Genomic DNA, 19,627 nt, shown 5'->3' on the forward strand with positions numbered 1-19,627 from the left:
CACTTACATAATAGCAAAAAAGCACCGTTTCCGGTAAGCTTTTTGTTAATTTTTCTGGTCACTGCATAAACGGAACAATATCCACCCTTTGCCAAGAGCAAAATACATTGTATAAATCTCACATGAAGCATCCCTTACATATAATCGGGCTTTACCCCGGTTCACTTGAACCACCCGCACATGCTGTGGAACTTATCCACAAAGCTGAAATACTCACCGGTGGTAAACGCCTTCTGGAAAAATTCCCGGAATTCGAGGGCAGGAAAATCCAATTTATTTCTCCGGTTGCCGACTACGCCAGAGAGCTTAAAAAACAACTCAGAAAAGGAAAGAGGATTGTATTGCTGGCTGATGGCGATCCTCTTTTTTACGGTATCGCAGAATCACTTCTTCCCCTGCTGGGGAGGGAAAACATAAGCATCATTCCCTCCGTGTCGGCCATTGAATTCGGAGGCGCCCGCCTTGGATTCAGTAGAAAAAATATGGCGACTGTCTCGCTGCACGGACGGGATGACTATTTTCCTCTTTTTGCAGCCTTGCAGAACAGGATGGATTGTGCCGTATACACTGACCGGAAAAATACACCTTCCATGATTGCACGCCGACTTCTTGAAAAAGGTGTGGATAATTACACCATGTGCGTGCTCGCGGAACTCAATACAGAATCCGAAATCATCGCTGAAGGGAGTCTGGAAAGCTTCACCGGGTTCAATTGCGCAGACCTTAATATCGTTATCCTCAAAGCAATGTCTAAAAACGTCTCCGCAAGTATATTCGGTCGTGACGATAACAGTTTCATCAGACAGAAAGGCCTGATCACCAAGCTGCCCGTGCGGGCCACCGGACTGGCTCTGCTGGATCTGCAACGGGATCAGACTGTCTGGGATCTGGGTGCGGGCTGCGGTTCCGTTGCGATAGAAGGTTCATTCATTGCCGGAAATTCGAGATTTTTTGCTGTGGAAAAAGACTTCGAACGGTTCAATATGATCGGCAAAAACATCCGCAAATTCAAGGCCTGGACGGTGGAGGCTGTTTCAGGAGCAATGCCTCAAGCTCTGGAGACCCTGCCGGACCCGGACCGAATTTTCATAGGCGGAGGTATAGGGAAGGACGATACCGTTATCCGCGAAGCAGCCGTTAGGCTGAAACCCGGCGGACGCATTGTAGTACATGCCATTCTAATGGGGAGCATTCAGCGAACCCGTGAGACGCTTGACTCACTCGGCTGGCAGTGGCAATCCATCCAGCTCCAGAGTTCATGCTCTGAACCGCTCGCGGGTGATGTCCGCTTCAAGGCACATAATCCGGTAACCATAATCAGCGCTGACAAACCTCAGGAATAATAAATGGGAAAAGTATATTTCATAGGAGCAGGGCCCGGAGACCCGGAACTGATCACCGTAAAAGGTCAACGCATAATCGGGGAGGCAGGGCTGGTACTCTACGCGGGATCACTGGTTCCCGAAGAAGTTTTCAGAAACGCCCCGGAAAAAGCGCGGATTGAAAATTCCGCCGCCATGTCACTGGAAGAGACGAACAGCCTGATGATTGAGCACGCTTCAAAAGGTGAGACGGTTGCACGGGTTCATACCGGAGATCCCTCCCTTTACGGGGCCGTTCAGGAGCAGGCCCGCCTGCTCCGCAAGGCCGGAGTGAAATATGAGATCATCCCCGGAGTGACCTCCGCCTGTGCCGCTGCAGCATCCACAGGAACTTCATTTACCGTCCCCGGCGGGACACAGACCCTGATTCTGACCCGTATGGAGGGACGAACGCCTGTTCCTGAAAGTGAAAGCCTTGAAAAACTGGCCGGGCACAATTCCGCCATGGCCATATATCTTTCAGCGGGCAATCCGGAGGGCATTAAGGACCAGCTCATTGCAGGAGGAATGCAGCCGGAAACCCCTGTGATTCTCGGATACAGGATAGGCTGGCCGGAGGAAAAATCGGTTGAAACAACATTGAAAAATCTTGCTGATACAGCAAGGAAGCACAACTTCAACCGCCAGACTGTATTCATGATTCTACCCGGCAAGGATAGTAACAGCGAATCCCTGCTCTATGATGCCGGATTCAGCCACATGTTCAGGGACGGACAATAGAAGGTTTCTGCGTTATTATATTTCATGGTTTGCAAACCTGCATTTCCAAAGGCATGCTTCGTTTAGCTGATCAGCGGATTTGCAAGACTTTTGAGCAATATCAGCTTTGGACAGGACTTACACTCATAAGACATTCACGGACAGGCGGAATCGTCCGGGACAACATTCAACGGGGTTAATAATGGAAACACTTGAAATCAGGACCGCTGACCGCGAAGAAATGGTTGATATCACCGGACAGATCCGGACCCTCATCCGCAAAAACGGCTGGATGAACGGAGCTCTGCTGCTTTACTGTCCACATACGACAGGGGCAGTAACAGTTAACGAGGGGGCCGATCCGAGTGTTGTCCGGGATATAATAGTCAACATGCGCAAGCTTGTGCCCCACCACGGAGACTATAGGCATATGGAGGGTAATTCGGATGCCCACATCAAAACAAGCATGTTCGGACCGGGCCAGATGCTTATTGTTGAGGGCGGAGATATAATGCTTGGAACATGGCAGCGTATATTTTTCTGTGAATTTGACGGACCCAGAACACGAAAACTGTGGGCGCAATTCATGACATCATAATATATATTAAGCTCTTAACACCATACAGCTTGAATATTCATGAGCGTGAAGCAAATAAGAATCACTGCCATTTTTCCTTTTACAGGTTAAATGGCAGGAGTTCAGATTGCCAAAGTACGATCAGCATAATGAATCAGCATACACCATTTATCACCCTCCGAAACGGAAACCGCTGATTGCTCCTCCGGCCTCACCCGCTTCTTGGCACCGGCCAGACACATACGCATGCAGAACCGGGAACCGTGGCCCCCTGCATCTGCCATACAGTTCAAAATTTCATCTCCCGCCCGATCTATGGCTTCCGCAACAGGGATTCCACTGCGTTGAAAGTGCTCAGCCTTTTTCCTCACCAATTCTTCCAAAAGTGCTATGTTCATTAGTCTTCCTCCCACGAGCTTTAACTTCTGATACATTTCGGGAAGCCGGAAAACCGACATCCTCGCACCACCTACAGGTTCTGTTGCAATTTTCAATCCTTCGTTGCCGTTCAGCTATAAAGCGGATACACTTGAGAACAAAACGAACAGTAATAATTGCGGAAGTCATTTTAATAATAACATACTGACATGAAGGATGCGAGAATTTCCTTCAATATGTTCTTAATCCCTACGGAGCAACAATGAGCGCCAACAACCAGGAAAGAAACAATTACCGATTGAACGTCCTGAAAAGATTCATAAGGACAATTGTATGCATAATAGCTTTTGAGCTGGTCAGAATCATGGCTTACCTGACCATTTTCATGCAGTACACAGCAACCATTGTTACCGGCACACCAGTCAGACCTCTGCTTGATTTCGGAAACAGACTCAGCACATATACATACAGGCTCCTGCGTTATTCAATGCTTAACGAAAACCGACAGCCGTTTCCTTTTTCAGAACTGCCCTCTAAGAACGAATGCGAACCTCAGCCCTCCAGCATAGACTTTTCATAAAAAATGAGAAAAAAACTATTCATTCTTTTATTGGCTTTCAGTCTCGTTCCTCTGCTTGTTGTCTCTTATATAAGCAGGGAGGGAATAATGGAGTTGGGCAGACTGCAGTCCGATAAGCTCCGCTCCGGCATGATTAGAATCCTGACGGGTGAAATGCACCAGTCTGCGGTTGATTCCGCCAAACTGGTACAGCAGCAGGCCGTCTCTCTGGAGTTTGCCCTGAAAGCAATTCGGGCCGAAGCGGAAGACGTACTTAATGATCCTGTCAGAGATACTCCTGAAGTGTTCTTTGCAGATGACTTCAACGCCAAAAACACTCAACCATCCGACTACGGTCCTTCGCCGCAATATTATATCATCAGTGAAAACGGAAACAAGTCACCGGCTTCAGTCAGTCTTGAAGAACCTGTGTTTTTATATCCCGAGGGCAAGGATTTTCTGCGCAAATCAAAAAATATAGGACGGCTTTACAAGCTTAAGCCGGAGCTTAAGCAATTTTTTTCCGAAGCAGGAACAGCTCTTCACAGAGTCTATATCAGCCTGAATTCCGGGCTGCATATGGCTTATCCCGGCCACGGTAATTACCCGAAAGAGTATGATCCGCTCAAAAGGCCATGGTTTACCGAAGCGATAAAAAAGAAAACCATTGTCTGGGATAAATTTGTTGATGCCAGTACCGGGCAGCAGGTCTATACACTTTCCGCTCCCATAAGAGGAAGAAACGGCAAGATACTCGGAGCTGCGGCCATTGATATCCAACTGGTAGAACTTTTGCGCAAAGAGGACCTCTCCTCTCAGTGGTCCGACGCCATTCAGGCTTTCGTGGTTGGGCCGGCAGCCGCTGACAAAGGGGTGGGCCTCAGAATCTGGGCTGAATCTGGACACCGTGAAAAAGATATCTCATGGATGACCGGGCTTCCGAATGAAACGCGCTATCTTCAGTCTTCAGACAAGGACAAAATGTCCATAATGGTCTCCGCCATAGTGCAGGGCAAATCCGGTGTTATGCGGATGCCATTCAACGGAGTGGACTCGGTATGGGCTTACGCGCCCTTCCGTGGTCAGGGCAGCTATGTCATGATAGTTCCAGAAAAGGTAATTACCGAAGTCCCGGATTCCGCTGCCATGCAGGCAATGGAACTTAGCAACGACCTGTACCTGACTGTGGGCGCGGCATCATTTTTCACTATCCTGACCATTGCACTTGTCGCCTTTTTCGGAAGCCGCAGAATAATCCGTCCACTCATGGATATGACCCGTGCAGCCGAAAAGATTTCCGAAGGTGATCTTTCCGTTCATGTCGATGTAAAAACAGGTGATGAACGGGAAACTCTGGCGAACGCATTCAATTCCATGCTCCCAAAACTTCAGGACCACCTGCGCATAAGCAAATCCATGGAACTGGCACAGGAAGTTCACGAGAATCTCCTTCCAGCACTGCCACCCGCAACGAATGGCCTTGATATATCTGGAACCAGCATATCCTGCGATGAAACGGGAGGGGACTACTTTGATTTCTATACCCCTCCCAGCGGAGAAGGCATTGGAATTCTTCTCGGGGATGTCACGGGGCATGGAGTTTCCGCCGCCCTTCTGATGACGACCGGACGCGCGCACCTTAAGCATGCTTCACAGCATCAAAGACCCCTGGCTTCAAGAATAGAAGAAGTAAACAAGCTTCTCTGCGCGGATATCGGCGATACCGGCCGCTTCATGACACTGTTCTGCATGGAAATTGCCGAAGATAAATCCTCAGCAACTTATGTTCGGGCTGGGCACGATCCTGCTACAATCTATACTCCTTCCAGCGGAGAAAAGATCGATCTCATGGGTGAGCCCATGTTAGCCCTCGGAATTTTTGATGAAAGTGATTATGCTCAGTTTGAAGTCAATTTTAAGGAAGGCGATATCATTTTCATCGGCACTGACGGTATATGGGAAGCACGCAATAAAGAGGACGAGATGTTCGGCCGTGAGCGTCTTGACAAAGTAATTCTTTCCAACGCATCCAGAAGCGCCGCTGAAATACAGCAGGAAATAATTTCAGCTGTATACAAATTTCAGGACGGAATGGAGCAGGAGGATGACATAACCCTCGTTATAATTAAAATCGAAAACTTCAACCGCGAGTAGCCCATGGAAAACAGCCACCGCTTTTTCAGAAATAATGCATGCAGATATTTTCCCTGTCATGACGTGAGTGACGACCTGACTTTCAACTGCCTGTTCTGCTTTTGTCCGCTCTACCATATCGAGGACTGCGGCGGACGCTATGAACTGACCAACGGTATAAAGAACTGTACACGCTGCAAGGTTCCTCACCGCCCTGAAAGCTACGACTATATAATCAAGAAGCTCAAGCAAGTGAACGCCAAAAACAAGTAACAGGAAGGCTTACTCAATGTCGCTAGAATTCGAATTTTCACTTACCCGGGAAGAAAAAGACTATCTGAAGGATCTGGTCCGCTTAAGTATTGTCAGCAAACTCAAAGGGAATACAGAGACAGATATTCCTGAACCACCTACAAATCATCTGCAAGAAGAGTTCGGCGCATTTGTTACCCTAAACAAAAACGGGCATCTGCGCGGTTGCATAGGCAATGTTCAGGGAACAGGACCGCTATACAAAACCATCTGGAAAATGGCCCGCGCAGCGGCTTTCGAAGACCCGCGATTTCCTGTGCTTACTCTGTCCGAATATGATGAAATAGAAATCGAAATTTCCATACTCAGTCCCATCTCCGTCTGTACTGATGTTGAGCAGATAGAAATAGGCAGACACGGTTTGATTATGCAGAGGGGTATGCAGTCAGGCCTGCTGCTGCCGCAGGTTGCAGTCGACTGGAAATGGGATCGTAAAGAATTCCTGGCCCAGACCTGCAACAAGGCCGGAATGGAGCCCACCGCATGGCAGGACCCGGCAACCAATATTCTGTGGTTTGAAGCAGTTGTATTCTAGCGTATTAAATAAAAGCCCGCAGGGCTGCCAGAGGCATAAATAAATGATAGACGCACTTGAACCCTGGGGATTGAAAACTCTGAAACGGCATACTGAGAAAAATATCCCCGGCAGCCCGGAAAGGGCTGTTTCCCGCTCAGTCATCGAAGATACGAAAAACAGGCTATGGCTGATGGAACGCATTGCCGGGACTCAGGTTGAGAACCGGACCGCGATCGCCGAAAACCTGCAAGTCCTCAAAGACTCCGGCATGGAGTGGCTGCTGCCCTACCAAAAGACAACTGAAGGCGGATATACGGCAGACGTTATGGGCTTTCCATGGCAACTGTCACCTTTCTACGAATCAGAGGAACTGCCAAGGCCTGACTACGTCTATGATGCTGAACGTGGAGTCGCTTTGGCCGGATTTGTGGCCCAGTTGCGCCGGCATACCGTATGGAAAAAGATGTCCGGTACAGCCCATGGGTTTTCATTATTTGAATATTCTCAGCAGCTTTCCCGGACTATAGCTGAACGGCAACCGGATGTGTACAAACGTCTGGAACCCATCTGCGAACAGCTCTTCCCCAAGATGGAACAGTTTTCAAAACTGCCCAAGGCATTCTGCCATGGAGACTTCCATCCACTGAACGTTCTCTGGAATGGTAAAAATGTCGGAGCCGTAATTGACTGGGAGTTTTCAGGAATGCGTCCTGAAATATATGATGTTGCAAACATGATAGGCTGTGTTGCCTTTGAAGACCCGGCATCACTTGGGGAAGGCCTGATCCCGGCTTTTATGGACGGGCTCTACAGTCAGACCAATATTTCTGATGAGAGCTACGAATCACTTCCCGCGTTCATCCCATCACTGCGTTTTGCCTGGCTTTCCGAATGGCTGCGTAAAAAAGATATGGAAATGCTGGAAATGGAGCTTGATTTCATGGAATTGCTGGTCTCGATTATGAGCTGAAAAAACGGCCTGCTTGGAGAAATCACAGGCAGGTCTTTCAATGTCTTACTTTTACCGTTCTGGTGTCAGCTAGCACACTCTCCCCGTGCATATTATAGTAAGGAAAGCCTGCCAGTAGCCAGGCCTTAAAACCGCCAGTCACATTGACAACATCTGTGTAGCCGACTTCCAGCAGCATTTTTACGACATACGCCGAGCGGTTTCCGGACCTGCAGTAAACATAAATTCTGCGCCCCGAATCTCTGACAACAGCAGGAACACCCCACTCCGCACGTCCTCTGGGAACATTGATTGCGTTGGCAATACGCCCGGCAGCAAACTCTTCCATACTCCTGACATCAATAATGCTGTAGTCACGCTGCCTACTGTCCAGTGCTGATTTAAATTCTTCGACAGTTACAGACGGCACTTCCCTTATGACTTTAGCGGTACGCAAATTAACGTTCTGCCTTATCTGCGCAACATCATTCTGTGCCGACACAGGTAAAGCCCAGCTTAGGCAGAATGCAATAATTAGGGGAAGGATCGTTTTATTCATAAGCTATCATATAGCACGATTAAAATCCCTTCTCCAGCGGAGGATTGACCAGGCTTCCGCTATCAACTTCCGCAAGCTCGCTTCCGGCTGCAGCCAGTTTTACAAAACGCCCTTCCATGGCAAGTCTCCCCTGCGCCAGCCATTGGGTTGCTTGAGGCAGAATCCGGTGCTCCTGTTTCAAAATACGTTTGCGTAATTCGTTCTCATCTTCCCCGGGATAAGCAGGAACAGCGGCCTGAATAATCACCGCCCCATGATCCATTTTTTCATCCACAAAATGAACAGTGCATCCGGCCAATTGCACGCCGTACTTTGCCGCATCGCCCTGACCGTCCACTCCCGGAAAGCTGGGCAGAATTGCCGGGTGGATATTGATTATCCTGCCCGGAAATGCATTCAGAAAAACCGGAGTAATAATGCGCATGAATCCGGCCATGACCACTGCTTCCACACCTGCATTCCTAAGCACGCGGACCATTTCAGCATCGAACTCTTCCCGGGAGGAAAAATCCTTATGGCTCAATGCAGCCGTTGGGATACCATGAGCCTCGGCCCGTATCAGCCCATAGGCGTCAGCTTTATTGGACAGGACCATCCTGATATCCACATCAAGGACGCCCTGCTCTTTTTTATCAATGAGAGACTGGAGGTTGGACCCTCCACCGGAAACTAGAACTGCAATTGGTAGGCTCAATTTTCCTCCGGGGTGCCAAAAGCCTTCGGCGACCCTGCCGGGGGCCTTAAACCCTTTTCCAAAAGGGTTTAAGAATCCCAAAACGTTTTAATAAGGCTTCGCCGAATAGATCACTAACTCGGCTCAGAAATAATGATCAAATATCCAGCCAAAACATCACGGTTTTTTGCTAACGTAGCGACAGCTTATTGAGAGTTTTCAGCGGGACAGCAAAAAAAAGAGGACCGCAAGCGGTCCTCTCTTAGTCATTTATTCAGAAGCTTCCTCGACCAGTACATCGACCAGTGCGGGGATGGTGTAATCCTCTGGCTGAATATCCGGCTCGTAGCCGTATCCTTCCAGAGTCTTAGCGGTAATCGGCCCGATGCAGGCTATTTTCACGCTGTCTTTATATTTATGGAAAGTCTCCGGCTCAATGAGATTGAAAAAATTCTCCACAGTACTGGAACTTGTGAAGGTAAGATAGTCAATCTTGCCCGCTTCAAGAGCTTCGGCAACCGGACCGGGATCATTCTCGGAAAGACCGGTTTCGTAAACAGGCAGGATTTTTACCTCAGCACCAGCCTTGCGCAGCTCTTCAGGAAGAACCTCGCGGGCGATCTTGGCGCGGGGAATGAGAACCTTCTTGCCTTTGATACCCTTTTCAAGCAGCCCCGCTACGACACCTTCAGCAACGTATTTTTCGGGAACGAAATCAGGACGGATTCCTCTTGCAACCAGAGCCTCAGCGGTGGCGGGGCCGATAGCTGAGATTTCAATACCGGCAAAAGCACGGGCATCAAGACCGGCTTCGTCCATCTGCATGAAGAAATGTTTCACACCATTTACAGAAGTGAATATCAGCCAGTCCCATGCGGAGAGAGCCTTGAGCTCATCCTGAACCGGAGTATAGTCTTTCATCGGCTCAATGCTGATAGTAGGAAATTCATAAACACAAGCACCAAGCTTACCAAGTGTTGAAACCAGTCCGCTTGCCTGTTCCCGGGCACGTGTAACCACAACGCCCTTTCCGAGCAGAGGACGCTTTTCAAACCATGCAAGCTTATCATGCAGGGAGCAGACACCGCCCACAACAATGATGGAGGGAGCTTTGAATTTGCGTTCTTTTGCTTCCTCAGCAACATTCTCAAGAGTGGAAACAAAAGACTGCTGATTGCAGCGAGTTCCCCAGCGCACCAGAGCCACAGGGGTTTCAGGATCGCGACCATTCTCGATCAGATTTTCAGCGATCATGGGCAGGTTCTTAACGCCCATGTAAAAAACCAGAGTGCTGGTGGATTTGGCGTAAACAGCCCAGTTGTGGCCGGACTTTTCCTTGGTGGGGTCTTCGTGCCCGGTGATAAAGCATACGGAAGTGGTGAAATCGCGGTGAGTGACCGGAATACCAGCATAAGCGGGAGCGGCAACACCGGCTGTAATTCCGGGTATTACCTCGAAATCGATTCCGGCTTCAACCAGTTCTTCGGCTTCCTCTCCGCCGCGACCGAAAACATAGGGATCACCACCTTTCAGACGGGCAATGACTTTGCCTTCCTGAGCCTTCTCAATGATAAGCTCGTTGATCTTATCCTGAGGAAGAGTGTGGTCGCCGCCTTTTTTACCTACATAAAGGATTTCACAATCAGCTTTGCAGTAGGAAAGAAATTCAATGTTAGCGAGGTAGTCGTAGATGAGGACATCTGCAGTCTCAAGAACTTCCTTAGCCTTAACAGTCAGAAGCCCGGGATCACCGGGGCCCGCACCAATCAAGTAAACCAAACCCATATTTGCCTCCGGCGGCCCTCCGGGGTCCAGAGAACCCTTTTGAAAAAGGGGTCTCTGGACTCTCCTAAAACTATCAATAAGCTTTCGCTACTTCAGCGGAGAACCGTCATAGTTAATATTCACGTAGATTTAAAAAGCTACACGGCGAAGCCCTACTAAAAAAGTTTGGGATTCTTAAACCCTTTTCAAAGGGTTTAAGGCCCCCGGCAGGGTCGCCGAAGGCTTATTTCTATTCCATTACGCTGACGAGTCTGTCTTTGAGCTCGGTCAGCTTTGCTTTCTTATCGTTAATCTCTTCCAGCTTGGCTTTTTCTTTTTCAACAACTGCTGCGGGAGCGTTGCTTACAAAGCCCTTGTTGGAGAGTTTCTTTTCTATCACAACAAGATCTTTGTCCAGCTTGGCGAACTCTTTATCGAGTCTTGCAAGCTCTGCCTCAAAATCAACCGCACCGGCGAGAGGTACGAATATTTCGTTACCCTGAACAACGGCAGTACCGGAAGCATCAGGGCCTTCAACATCAGGTCCGGCGGTAACGCTGTCCAGACGGGCAAGGGCTTTAATCAGCTCGATATTGTCGTTGATCAGTGCAGTGGTTTCATCATTTGCGGTACGTACTATGAGCTCAAGCTTCTTTGAGGGAGCGATAAGCAGCTCGGTACGGATGTTACGAACAGCGGAAACAATTCCCTGGAAAAGTTCCATCTGCTCAACGGCTTTTTCGTTGCGGCAGTTATCGCGCTTTTCGGGATAAGCTTCAGTTGCAATATCATCGTTCTCGATTCCGGGCAGTACTGACCAGACTTCCTGAGTAACGAAAGGCATTACAGGGTGCAGCAGAACCATGGTTTCGGAAAGAACAGTCCACAGGACCTTGAGAGTGGGAGCCTTGCGGGACTCGTCATCACTGTAAAGGTCGGGCTTGATCATTTCAAGATACCAGTCGCAGAACTCGTTCCAGATGAACTTGTACATGGTCTGGGCAACTTCATTGAAGCGATACTCTTCAATGGCCTGACGCATGGTATCTTTCACTTCTTCTAGACGGTGCAGAATCCACTCGTTGGCAAGACCTTTTGCATCTTCAATGGATGCTTCAGGCTTTTTACCGTCGAGGTTCATAAGCGCAAAACGTGCGGAGTTCCAGATCTTGTTGATGAAATGGCGGTAACCTTCGATTCGCGCTTCGGAAAGCTTGATATCACGGCCCATGGCAGCAAAGGAAGTCAGGGTAAAGCGCAGTGCGTCAGTGCCGTACTTGTCGCTCATTTCCAGCGGATCGATCACGTTTCCGGTGGACTTGGACATCTTCTTGCCGTGCTCATCACGCACAAGAGCGTGGATGTAGACATGGTGAAAAGGAATCTGGTTCTGGAAGTGGATCCCCATCATCATCATGCGTGCAACCCAGAAGAAAAGAATATCGAATCCGGTAATCAGCACGGATGTGGGATAGTACTTGGCCAGCTCAGGGGTCTGATCAGGCCAGCCCAAAGTGGAGAAAGGCCAGAGTGCGGAAGAAAACCAGGTATCCAGAACGTCTTCTTCCTGAACAAGGTTTTTAGAACCGCATTTGCACTCGGTGGGATCAGTGAGGGAAACGATGAGTTCACCGCAGTCCTCACAGGTCCATGCCGGGATACGGTGCCCCCACCAGATCTGACGGGAGATACACCAGTCACGGATGTTATCCAGCCACTCGTAATAGACCTTCTCCCAGTTGCCCGGAAAAATCTGGGTCTCGGAAGGAACTGCGGCACGGGCCTTTTCAGCCAGAGGCTTCATAGCAACAAACCACTGTTCGGAAACATGGGGTTCGATAACGGACTTACAGCGGTAGCATTCGCCAACGGAATGTTCATGATCGTCAATGGAAACGAGGTAACCTTCTTCCTTGAGGTCCTCAACAATAACCTTGCGGACATCATCCTTGAACATGCCCTGATATTTTTCAGGGGCATTTTCGTTGATGTTTCCGTCTTCATCAAAAACGGACAGAACTTCAAGGTTATGCTTACGGCCCAGTTCCCAGTCATTCATATCATGGGCGGGAGTAACTTTCAGCGCACCTGTTCCGAATTCCATATCAACGTAAGTATCCCCGATGATAGGAAGTTCACGTCCAACCAGAGGCAGGATTGCGGTCTTGCCGATGAGGTGGTTGAATCTGTCATCTTCGGGGTTAACGCAGATGGCGGTATCGCCCAGCATGGTTTCGGGACGGGTGGTGGCGATTATCAGTTCACCGGAGCCGTCGGAGAGCTTGTATTTAATGTTATAGAAATGTCCCGGTTTGGGAGAGTGTTCGACTTCATCGTCCGCAAGGGCGGTATGACAACGGTTACACCAGTTAATGATATAGTTGCCCTTGTAGATAAGACCTTCCTCGTAAAGCTTAACGAAAACTTCGCGTACAGCCTTGGCACGCTGCTCATCAAAGGTGAAACATTCACGGGTCCAGTCAACGGAAGCCCCCATCCTGCGGATCTGCTTGAGAATATGTCCGCCTTTCTCCTCTTTCCACTCCCAGACTCGCTCGATGAATTTCTCGCGGCCCAGATCATCACGGGTCTTGCCCTCGGTCTTCAACTGGCGTTCAACAACATTCTGGGTTGCGATGCCTGCGTGGTCCGTACCGGGAACCCAGAGTACGTTTTTGCCCTGCTGCCGCTGGAAACGGCAAAGGATGTCCTGCAAGGTGATATTGAGAGCATGGCCCATATGCAGAACACCGGTAACGTTCGGCGGCGGAATAACTATGGAATAAGGATCTCCGTCCGCTTCGGGATCGGGTGTAAAGGTTTTATTTTCTTCCCAGTGATCAAGCCACTTTTTTTCAACATCCCAGGGTTCATACCCTTTGGGAAGGTTAGATTCCGCCATTTGAGGACTCCTGTTCAAATATAAATTCTTGCGCAAAAAGAAACTGTTCAGGCTGTCCCTTGGGATTTTCCTGTTCAGTCCTCATTTGCCAAGTTGGTTTTATAATAATAGTTTAATAAAAAAGATGTACTTTTCCCGACCGCATTTTCCGTGTATCACACTTGGCAGGGTCGAAATTGGAAAAGCAAACGCCTCGTCAACTCGCGCTACACACTTATAAAGAGAAACGAACATGTCAAGTATCTATATACTATGGGATGACTCCCACATCTGGGGACTTCTTATCCAGAGAGCCCTCGACGCATGGAATATCGACTATAAACTAGTTCGTGGGCATCAAATAGCGCAGGGCCTGCTAACAGGCAAGCCCCCAGCGTTACTTATCGTCCCCGGAGGATGGGCAAGGGGCAAAGCACAGCATTTAGGCGGCCCCGGAATACTCGCCATCCAGAAATATGTTGAAAAAGGCGGTAACTATCTCGGTTTCTGCGGAGGAGCAGGACTCGGACTCGCCGACACAGGCGGCCTGGGACTTAGCTGCTGGCATCGAAAGGGGTTTGAAAACAGGATGCACCACTTTCTAAGCGGGCACATCAACCTGAAACTTGACCAGAACAGCCCGCTTGTCCCGGACAGTCTAGGGGAAAAAGCACTGATTCCTGTCTGGTGGCCCGGGCAGTTTTCTCCCAATAAGTGTGACTCCACTTCCGCACTTGGCCGCTACGCCGAACCGGGACCGGATTTCTGGATAGCGGACCTGTGCATCGGAGGACTCCCGGAAGGCACTCTTGCCGACTGGGAAAATATGTACGGAATCAGTCTTCTACCCGACTTTCTCAACGACCGTCCTGCTGTTATTTCCGGAAACAAGGGTAAGGGGCGATACATACTTAGTTATCCCCACATGGAGACTCCGGCATCCCCGCAGGCGAATATATGGCTTTCCCATCTTCTTGACACACTGCTTGAAAAAAATCCGGAAAACCGCCCCACTCTCCCGGCATGGGAGCTGACAGAAACCCCTGTAAAATGGAATGACCCGGACCTCATGTCTGTCCGCAGGTCCCTTGAAAAGATAATTGAGACAGGACAGGGCCACTTTCTCCTTTTCTGGAGGAACCCATGGCTGCTGGGCTGGAGGCGTGGCATTCCCGGCGCGGCACTGAACAGTCTCTATTCCCTTGTCTGTAAAGTTACTTCTTCAGAGCCCGGCAGGGAATCTTTGCAGAAGTGGGCAGCCTGCAAAGATGAATTCATGAAATACATGAATATTTTCGAAGAGGGAGTAACCGGATATCTACTGGCTGAACGCTTTGCCATGACCATGCGTTCACTGGAACCGGACTCTGTATTCCCCAGAGGACTCCGGGAACAGCGTAACGGTCTGTTCGGTCCTCCTCCCGGAGCCGGTGGAATATACGCCAAGCTGCTCACTGTCATGGAAGATCTTGTCTGGGTGATACATAAAGAAAAATAACAGTACCGCCGATTCATTTTATAGCTGACCGATTTGTATATTTGTATTTTTTTCGGTACAGTAGAGGTAATTGCAATTTTGTATGTCTGCGATACTGACGGTTGAACATTAATTTTGCCTGCACAAACAGGCGGGAAATTCAGCAGATGGCAGAACAATCCCCCCCGGCTAGGGGCGCAGAATTTCGCAGCCAACACTCTGGAAAAGAAGTGGAAAGCCGTGATGCGAAGCTCGAGTTCAAGGTAACCCCGGACAAGATGGCTGCCTTCATCTCCGCCTATACTCCTGCCCATGGAAACGGAGCTCCCCTTTCCATTGACCTGATGGAAAAAGAGCTGAAAAGAGCGGGCTACGAAGGCCAACTGGATGAAGACGGGGCCAGATTCGCTCTGAAAAGGGCCGAGGAAGGCAAAAGTATCATCAACGTCGCACTTGTAAGGGCCACCTACCCGCAGGATGCCCATGACGGGATGATAGTAACCGATGCTGACCTTAATTTTCCTGTTCTTCCGGCCATGGAATTCGGCCGCTTAAGCCCTGCAGTTTCATCTTCCCCGGGGAAAAATCTAATCGGTGAAGAAGTCCCGGCTAAAGATACTCACGATCCCAAACAGCTCACTGTTGCCGGGGGGTGTACACTTGACCCGGATACAGGAGCGCTGATTTCCGAAAGATATGGTCTGGTCAAAGTAACGGACAATGAAATTATGGTGACTTCACTTATCAGGGTATCCCCGGATGCCATGAAAGTGAGTGCCATGGTTTACCCGCACGACTGTTTCGGAATGAAATATGATCTGCTCTGCATAGAACCGGCACTCAAGAAAATGGAGATCAGCCGGCCTTTACTGCATGTGGCATGCCAGACTGCAATTAAAATCGCCCGCGAGACCCGCTCCGCCCATGAAGCCGTTATTGTTGAAGGAACCGAACCATTACCCGGCCGGGACGGTAGATTTGAGTATGCCAGCGAGGATATAACAGGATCAGTGGGTACTACCGGAGAAGATGACCGCATGGATTTTAAAGACCGTGGAGTGCATCCCATGGTCGGTCCGGGGGACATTATCGGCAAAATCCATCCACCCAAGGAAGGAAAAGCTGGAGAAGATGTGTTCGGCAGACTTACCCCTCCACCCGGCGGGAATCCTTTTGAGATCAAACCGGGAAAGGGAGTAGCTCCTCTTGCGGACGGCATAACCTATCAGGCAACAACTACCGGAATAGTCAATCTTGAAGACGGTAAGCTTTCAGTCACGGATGTACTGGTGACAAAGGGGGATGTGGATTATTCAACCGGTAACATCCAGTTGGAAAAAGGTTCGGTACACGTCAGCGGCTCAATTCGCGAAGGTTTTTCCGTAGAAGCTCCAGATCACATTATTGTTCAGGATTCCATTGAAGGGTCAACAGTATCCGCAGGCGGAGATATTGAAGTCAAAGGCGGCCTTGTAATGGCTGGGAAAGGCAGTGTAAACGTAGGCAACACCCTGACAGCTCAGTTTGCCTCGAATGCCCGAATTGAATGCGGTGATGAACTTATTATCACCAACGAAATTACCAACTGTTTTATTCATACCAAAGGCCCCATAACCGCCCACGGGGGCAAAGGCATCATTCAAGGCGGGGCAGTTATGTCAGATACAGGCATCGAGGCCAAGGAGCTTGGATCAGAGATAGGGGTGAAAACCATTGTCGGAATAAGCTCCAAACAGCAGATCAACCGTGAACTGGTCAAGGAAAGAGATGAGCTGCGGGAAAAGCTATTGAAAATAAACGAAGCAATCGGTCAGGGCTCCAGGGAAGATATACTTGAATCTACTCCCCCGGCAAAGCAGGAACAGATGGAGAAAGTCCTGCTGCTGCGTGGAAGGACCAAAATCAAGCTCCGCGAAATACGCAAGAAACTCGCCACGGAACTGGAGGAATATTACAAATCCTTGGAAATGCTTTCCATCCGTGTACATCGACGGGTCTATCCCGGTGTAGAGATCAAGATAGGCGGCAAGACAGTTCAAATAGCCAAACAGATCAACAGGATCAAATTTCGTTTTGATGCAGCGGAAAGAACTATTGTGGCAGTTAAATTCTAGATGCCCGAATATTTTTACGTCTGAAGCTTTTCAAATCCCATTAATAGCTAAGCATCCTCAACCCTTCCGCGAAACAAGCCTTCCTGTCTCATCCGTGGGATCATCAAAGTCGAAACTGAAAGAATCTTCAAAGGTATCCACCAGTTCGCGCTTCTTATCCAGTTCTATTTCAGTGCGGGGGGAAGGTTCAGGCAATAGCGGAGGCAACGAGCTTTCCTGAATCAGATAGCTGCTGACACCATTTTCAATCACCTGTTCATTTAACCCCTGCCAGTTGGTAAGAATTCCCCCTTCTCCACCTTCAAGAACATCCCTGACCGTTTCAGGTTCGGCTATCAGCGCGTCATAAAATTTATCAGAATCAAACCAGAGGACTTTGTCTTCCTCTGCTTCACGCATGCCCATCCATTCGAGATTAACAATGTTCTTCTCTATCGGTTCACGCCAGAGATCTGCAAATCCATCACGGAATAAATCCTCTGACGGCAATATGGTCTTACGCAGGTCATTGTATGCATCTGTTATCAATCCGACATTCTTCTCCATCTCCTCCACAGCACTGACCACTCTCAGGGGCAGGGTATCACCGAAGTTTTCTTCAAGATCAATAACCACCCGTCCGCGATCAACCGCAAATTCCCCGGGAGCACGGACTTCTGTATTACCATTAATTACCATAACAGAATCAGTCCCGGGTCTGGAAGTTACGTCCAGACCTAGCACTTCAAGCCCTGATCCCGGTTCCAGAACCAGCCTTTCTCCCAGCTTAGGATCGACAGCAGTGATGGAAACAGCTTTGCCGTCAATCAGATAGTAATCGTCCCCGCTGTATACCGGGGAAGGCAGCTTGGCATCAACCAACTCGGCAGTGATCTTAGAAGACGTTCCACCGGCAGCATTATTAATCCTGCCTAGAACAGTCTCCCATGTGTCACCGTCCTCCACATGAAAATCCATGTTGCCCGTTTCAGAGCCGATACTGTAGCCGATGGAATATGATCCGGCGGTAAGTGAGGATTCCGCATTAACGTCGAATGCCTTGGACAGATATTGTGTTGGAGAGCCTGCAACAGTACCGGAAAGATCATAACGAGCCTCTCTGGCTGTACCTAGAGGCTTTTCCGTGCTGTAAAGATTAAGATGGGAAACAAGATGTCCGTTGGTGTCGCTGAACGAGAGTTCATTGGCTGCGGATAAGGTTTCAGTGCTGTCCCCCCGGTTTTCGTCTGTTACCGCGTAGGCTGTATTCACGGAAAAAGCCAGAGCGGAGCCAGTCCCCAGAAGATCATCAAGATTCAGACCGGGAGCTGTCTGACGAATTACACGGGCCTGAACCGGCAGTGTACTGGAATTCACAGCGTCACTGACCGCTTCGAGCATGGCATCATTATCCATGTCGCTTGTGATCTCCACTTCCAAATTCTTTTTGGATGACCCCAGTGAAACGTCAAATTTATATATACCGTTATCGATAGCTGGTCTGGACTCCCCACTGAAGCCCCTTGAATAGTAGCGGTAATACCTCTGGACATCATCCTTATGGACAATCGAGCCATGGACCTTGTCACCAAGCTCAGGATCATTGACAACAAGACGTGCATCCCTCAGCCCGAAGCCGTCATCGGGCCACTTGAATGCACTCAAGGCATCACTCAGGCTACGGACACGGGCCTGTACATCCATGGCAATGGAAGGAGCCGCCCTCTCATACCGGTTTTTCAATTGAGCGCGACTGAACCGCTCTTCCCAGTATGATTCCGGGAAGACCTGCTTTAACGGCTCAGACTGTGTTGTCGTCTCCATTTTCAATATCAGCTTTGATCCGTCCAGCGTCAGGTCCGCCACAAACCTCGTCTCCGTAGTATACACCCTCAAGACACAACCCCTGAGCAGGAGCTGTGGCAGGAGCGGCGGTTCTGTCCTTTATCTGTAATAATGATCGGACAGAATCGGGTTCGGCTTTACCCCGCCCTATCCGGACAAGGCAGCCGACCATATTTCGGACCTGCTGTTTAAGAAAACCGGAGCCACAGACCCGCAGCACGATTTCATGCTCAGTCTCTCCAGAATTTCTGCTAAACTCATAGATAGTACGAACGGTTGAACTTACCGGGGTTCCGGTATTCTGAAAGGAAGCGAAATCGTGTTCACCTACAAACAACTCCATTCCTCTGTCCAACGCATCAAGGTCAAGAGGCCCGCATTTCCATACAAAGCGTCTGCGCCAGGGCAGAAAAAAACCATTATGAAGCCAGAGAGTGTAGGTATAAGACTTGCGGACGGCACTGAACCGCGAATGAAAATCCCCGGACACGGCTTTGCACTCAAGAACAGTTATATCATCAGGAAGCAATGAGTTAAGAGCCCTCTGCCATGAAACTTTAGCCCAGCGCTTATCAACGTCAAAATGAACAGCCTGCCCGCAGGCATGGACACCGCTGTCAGTTCGTCCCGAACCGTGGACCCGGACCGGCTCTTTGATTATGCGTGATATCGCCTTTTCAATTTCCCCCTGCACCGAACGCTGTCCCGGCTGCAGCTGCCAGCCGCAGAAATCTGTCCCGTCATAAGCGACTACTAGTTTGAATCTCTGCACTCACGGTCCTCCGGCTAAACCTAAAAAAGCCGGGGAGTCATGGTAACAGACTCCCCG

17 protein-coding genes are annotated in these 19,627 nt (G+C 49.4%); 10 read left to right on the top strand and 7 right to left on the bottom strand.

Annotated elements, in window-relative coordinates:
* Nucleotides 1–107: 107 nt before the first annotated feature.
* The 3 genes from cbiE to ACZ5PW_RS00975 all read left to right on the top strand — a co-directional run bounded on the left by cbiE (nucleotide 108) and on the right by ACZ5PW_RS00975 (nucleotide 2,679).
* Nucleotides 108–1,343, top strand: a complete 1,236-nt coding sequence (cbiE, locus tag ACZ5PW_RS00965) for a precorrin-6y C5,15-methyltransferase (decarboxylating) subunit CbiE (RefSeq protein ID WP_464557216.1) — start codon at nucleotides 108–110, stop codon at nucleotides 1,341–1,343.
* A gap of 3 nt (nucleotides 1,344–1,346) precedes the next feature.
* The gene (cobM, locus tag ACZ5PW_RS00970) at nucleotides 1,347–2,102 is read left to right on the top strand and encodes a precorrin-4 C(11)-methyltransferase (protein ID WP_464557218.1); all 756 of its coding nucleotides are present in this window, start codon (nucleotides 1,347–1,349) and stop codon (nucleotides 2,100–2,102) included.
* Nucleotides 2,103–2,283: 181 nt separating this feature from the next.
* The gene (locus tag ACZ5PW_RS00975) at nucleotides 2,284–2,679 is read left to right on the top strand and encodes a secondary thiamine-phosphate synthase enzyme YjbQ (protein ID WP_464557220.1); all 396 of its coding nucleotides are present in this window, start codon (nucleotides 2,284–2,286) and stop codon (nucleotides 2,677–2,679) included.
* 101 nt (nucleotides 2,680–2,780) lie between these two features.
* Here ACZ5PW_RS00975 and ACZ5PW_RS00980 read toward each other — a convergent pair whose 3' ends face one another.
* A complete protein-coding gene (locus ACZ5PW_RS00980) occupies nucleotides 2,781–3,056 on the bottom strand; it encodes a hypothetical protein (RefSeq protein ID WP_464557221.1) in 276 nt (91 codons plus the stop codon).
* Between the two features lie 242 nt (nucleotides 3,057–3,298).
* Between ACZ5PW_RS00980 and ACZ5PW_RS00985 the strand changes: the two genes are divergently transcribed.
* From ACZ5PW_RS00985 to ACZ5PW_RS01005, 5 genes are all read left to right on the top strand, one after another.
* On the top strand, nucleotides 3,299–3,616 hold the full coding sequence (locus ACZ5PW_RS00985; RefSeq protein WP_464557223.1) for a DUF4389 domain-containing protein: 318 nt from the start codon (nucleotides 3,299–3,301) through the stop codon (nucleotides 3,614–3,616).
* Nucleotides 3,617–3,703: 87 nt separating this feature from the next.
* Entirely contained in the window at nucleotides 3,704–5,749 is a 2,046-nt protein-coding gene (locus ACZ5PW_RS00990; protein ID WP_464557226.1) for a SpoIIE family protein phosphatase, read from the top strand.
* A 3-nt stretch (nucleotides 5,750–5,752) separates the two neighbouring features.
* Nucleotides 5,753–6,001, top strand: coding sequence for a cysteine-rich small domain-containing protein (locus ACZ5PW_RS00995; protein WP_464557231.1), 249 nt, complete (start codon nucleotides 5,753–5,755; stop codon nucleotides 5,999–6,001).
* Nucleotides 6,002–6,017: 16 nt separating this feature from the next.
* Complete coding sequence (gene amrA / locus ACZ5PW_RS01000) at nucleotides 6,018–6,575, top strand: AmmeMemoRadiSam system protein A (protein ID WP_464557236.1); 558 nt, start codon at nucleotides 6,018–6,020, stop codon at nucleotides 6,573–6,575.
* Between the two features lie 43 nt (nucleotides 6,576–6,618).
* The gene (locus tag ACZ5PW_RS01005) at nucleotides 6,619–7,527 is read left to right on the top strand and encodes a phosphotransferase enzyme family protein (protein WP_464557240.1); all 909 of its coding nucleotides are present in this window, start codon (nucleotides 6,619–6,621) and stop codon (nucleotides 7,525–7,527) included.
* A 37-nt stretch (nucleotides 7,528–7,564) separates the two neighbouring features.
* Here ACZ5PW_RS01005 and ACZ5PW_RS01010 read toward each other — a convergent pair whose 3' ends face one another.
* The 4 genes from ACZ5PW_RS01010 to ACZ5PW_RS01025 all read right to left on the bottom strand — a co-directional run bounded on the left by ACZ5PW_RS01010 (nucleotide 7,565) and on the right by ACZ5PW_RS01025 (nucleotide 13,404).
* The gene (locus ACZ5PW_RS01010) at nucleotides 7,565–8,065 is read right to left on the bottom strand and encodes a rhodanese-like domain-containing protein (protein ID WP_464557242.1); all 501 of its coding nucleotides are present in this window, start codon (nucleotides 8,063–8,065) and stop codon (nucleotides 7,565–7,567) included.
* Between the two features lie 19 nt (nucleotides 8,066–8,084).
* The gene (gene purN, locus ACZ5PW_RS01015; protein ID WP_464557245.1) at nucleotides 8,085–8,759 is read right to left on the bottom strand and encodes a phosphoribosylglycinamide formyltransferase; all 675 of its coding nucleotides are present in this window, start codon (nucleotides 8,757–8,759) and stop codon (nucleotides 8,085–8,087) included.
* A gap of 249 nt (nucleotides 8,760–9,008) precedes the next feature.
* On the bottom strand, nucleotides 9,009–10,523 hold the full coding sequence (gene cobA / locus ACZ5PW_RS01020; RefSeq protein ID WP_464557249.1) for a uroporphyrinogen-III C-methyltransferase: 1,515 nt from the start codon (nucleotides 10,521–10,523) through the stop codon (nucleotides 9,009–9,011).
* A gap of 229 nt (nucleotides 10,524–10,752) precedes the next feature.
* Nucleotides 10,753–13,404: a valine--tRNA ligase gene (locus ACZ5PW_RS01025; RefSeq protein ID WP_464557251.1), complete on the bottom strand. Its 2,652-nt coding sequence runs from the start codon at nucleotides 13,402–13,404 to the stop codon at nucleotides 10,753–10,755.
* 232 nt (nucleotides 13,405–13,636) lie between these two features.
* On the opposite strand from ACZ5PW_RS01025, the gene ACZ5PW_RS01030 reads away from it, so the two are divergent.
* A complete protein-coding gene (locus tag ACZ5PW_RS01030) occupies nucleotides 13,637–14,881 on the top strand; it encodes a BPL-N domain-containing protein (protein WP_464557254.1) in 1,245 nt (414 codons plus the stop codon).
* A gap of 146 nt (nucleotides 14,882–15,027) precedes the next feature.
* Nucleotides 15,028–16,974: a DUF342 domain-containing protein gene (locus tag ACZ5PW_RS01035; protein ID WP_464557255.1), complete on the top strand. Its 1,947-nt coding sequence runs from the start codon at nucleotides 15,028–15,030 to the stop codon at nucleotides 16,972–16,974.
* Nucleotides 16,975–17,031: 57 nt separating this feature from the next.
* Here the strand turns inward: ACZ5PW_RS01035 and ACZ5PW_RS01040 are convergent, their stop codons facing one another.
* Nucleotides 17,032–18,819 (bottom strand): hypothetical protein, encoded by a 1,788-nt coding sequence (locus ACZ5PW_RS01040; protein ID WP_464557256.1) that lies wholly within the window; start codon nucleotides 18,817–18,819, stop codon nucleotides 17,032–17,034.
* On the bottom strand, nucleotides 18,755–19,570 hold the full coding sequence (gene truA / locus ACZ5PW_RS01045) for a tRNA pseudouridine(38-40) synthase TruA (protein WP_464557257.1): 816 nt from the start codon (nucleotides 19,568–19,570) through the stop codon (nucleotides 18,755–18,757). The genes ACZ5PW_RS01040 and truA overlap by 65 nt, the downstream gene beginning before the upstream one ends.
* Between the last annotated feature and the right edge of the window lie 57 nt (nucleotides 19,571–19,627).

The organism is Maridesulfovibrio salinus, assembly GCF_055394525.1.

What these genes read in the sequence shown, in the direction of transcription:
- cobM (WP_464557218.1), top strand. Translation starts at nt 1,347, where the DNA reads ATGGGAAAAGTATATTTCATAGGAGCAGGGCCCGGAGACCCGGAACTG.
- ACZ5PW_RS00975 (WP_464557220.1), top strand. Translation starts at nt 2,284, where the DNA reads ATGGAAACACTTGAAATCAGGACCGCTGACCGCGAAGAAATGGTTGAT.
- ACZ5PW_RS00980 (WP_464557221.1), bottom strand. Translation starts at nt 3,056, where the DNA reads ATGAACATAGCACTTTTGGAAGAATTGGTGAGGAAAAAGGCTGAGCAC.
- ACZ5PW_RS00985 (WP_464557223.1), top strand. Translation starts at nt 3,299, where the DNA reads ATGAGCGCCAACAACCAGGAAAGAAACAATTACCGATTGAACGTCCTG.
- ACZ5PW_RS00990 (WP_464557226.1), top strand. Translation starts at nt 3,704, where the DNA reads ATGGAGTTGGGCAGACTGCAGTCCGATAAGCTCCGCTCCGGCATGATT.
- ACZ5PW_RS00995 (WP_464557231.1), top strand. Translation starts at nt 5,753, where the DNA reads ATGGAAAACAGCCACCGCTTTTTCAGAAATAATGCATGCAGATATTTT.
- amrA (WP_464557236.1), top strand. Translation starts at nt 6,018, where the DNA reads ATGTCGCTAGAATTCGAATTTTCACTTACCCGGGAAGAAAAAGACTAT.
- ACZ5PW_RS01005 (WP_464557240.1), top strand. Translation starts at nt 6,619, where the DNA reads ATGATAGACGCACTTGAACCCTGGGGATTGAAAACTCTGAAACGGCAT.
- ACZ5PW_RS01010 (WP_464557242.1), bottom strand. Translation starts at nt 8,065, where the DNA reads ATGAATAAAACGATCCTTCCCCTAATTATTGCATTCTGCCTAAGCTGG.
- cobA (WP_464557249.1), bottom strand. Translation starts at nt 10,523, where the DNA reads ATGGGTTTGGTTTACTTGATTGGTGCGGGCCCCGGTGATCCCGGGCTT.
- ACZ5PW_RS01025 (WP_464557251.1), bottom strand. Translation starts at nt 13,404, where the DNA reads ATGGCGGAATCTAACCTTCCCAAAGGGTATGAACCCTGGGATGTTGAA.
- ACZ5PW_RS01030 (WP_464557254.1), top strand. Translation starts at nt 13,637, where the DNA reads ATGTCAAGTATCTATATACTATGGGATGACTCCCACATCTGGGGACTT.
- ACZ5PW_RS01035 (WP_464557255.1), top strand. Translation starts at nt 15,028, where the DNA reads ATGGCAGAACAATCCCCCCCGGCTAGGGGCGCAGAATTTCGCAGCCAA.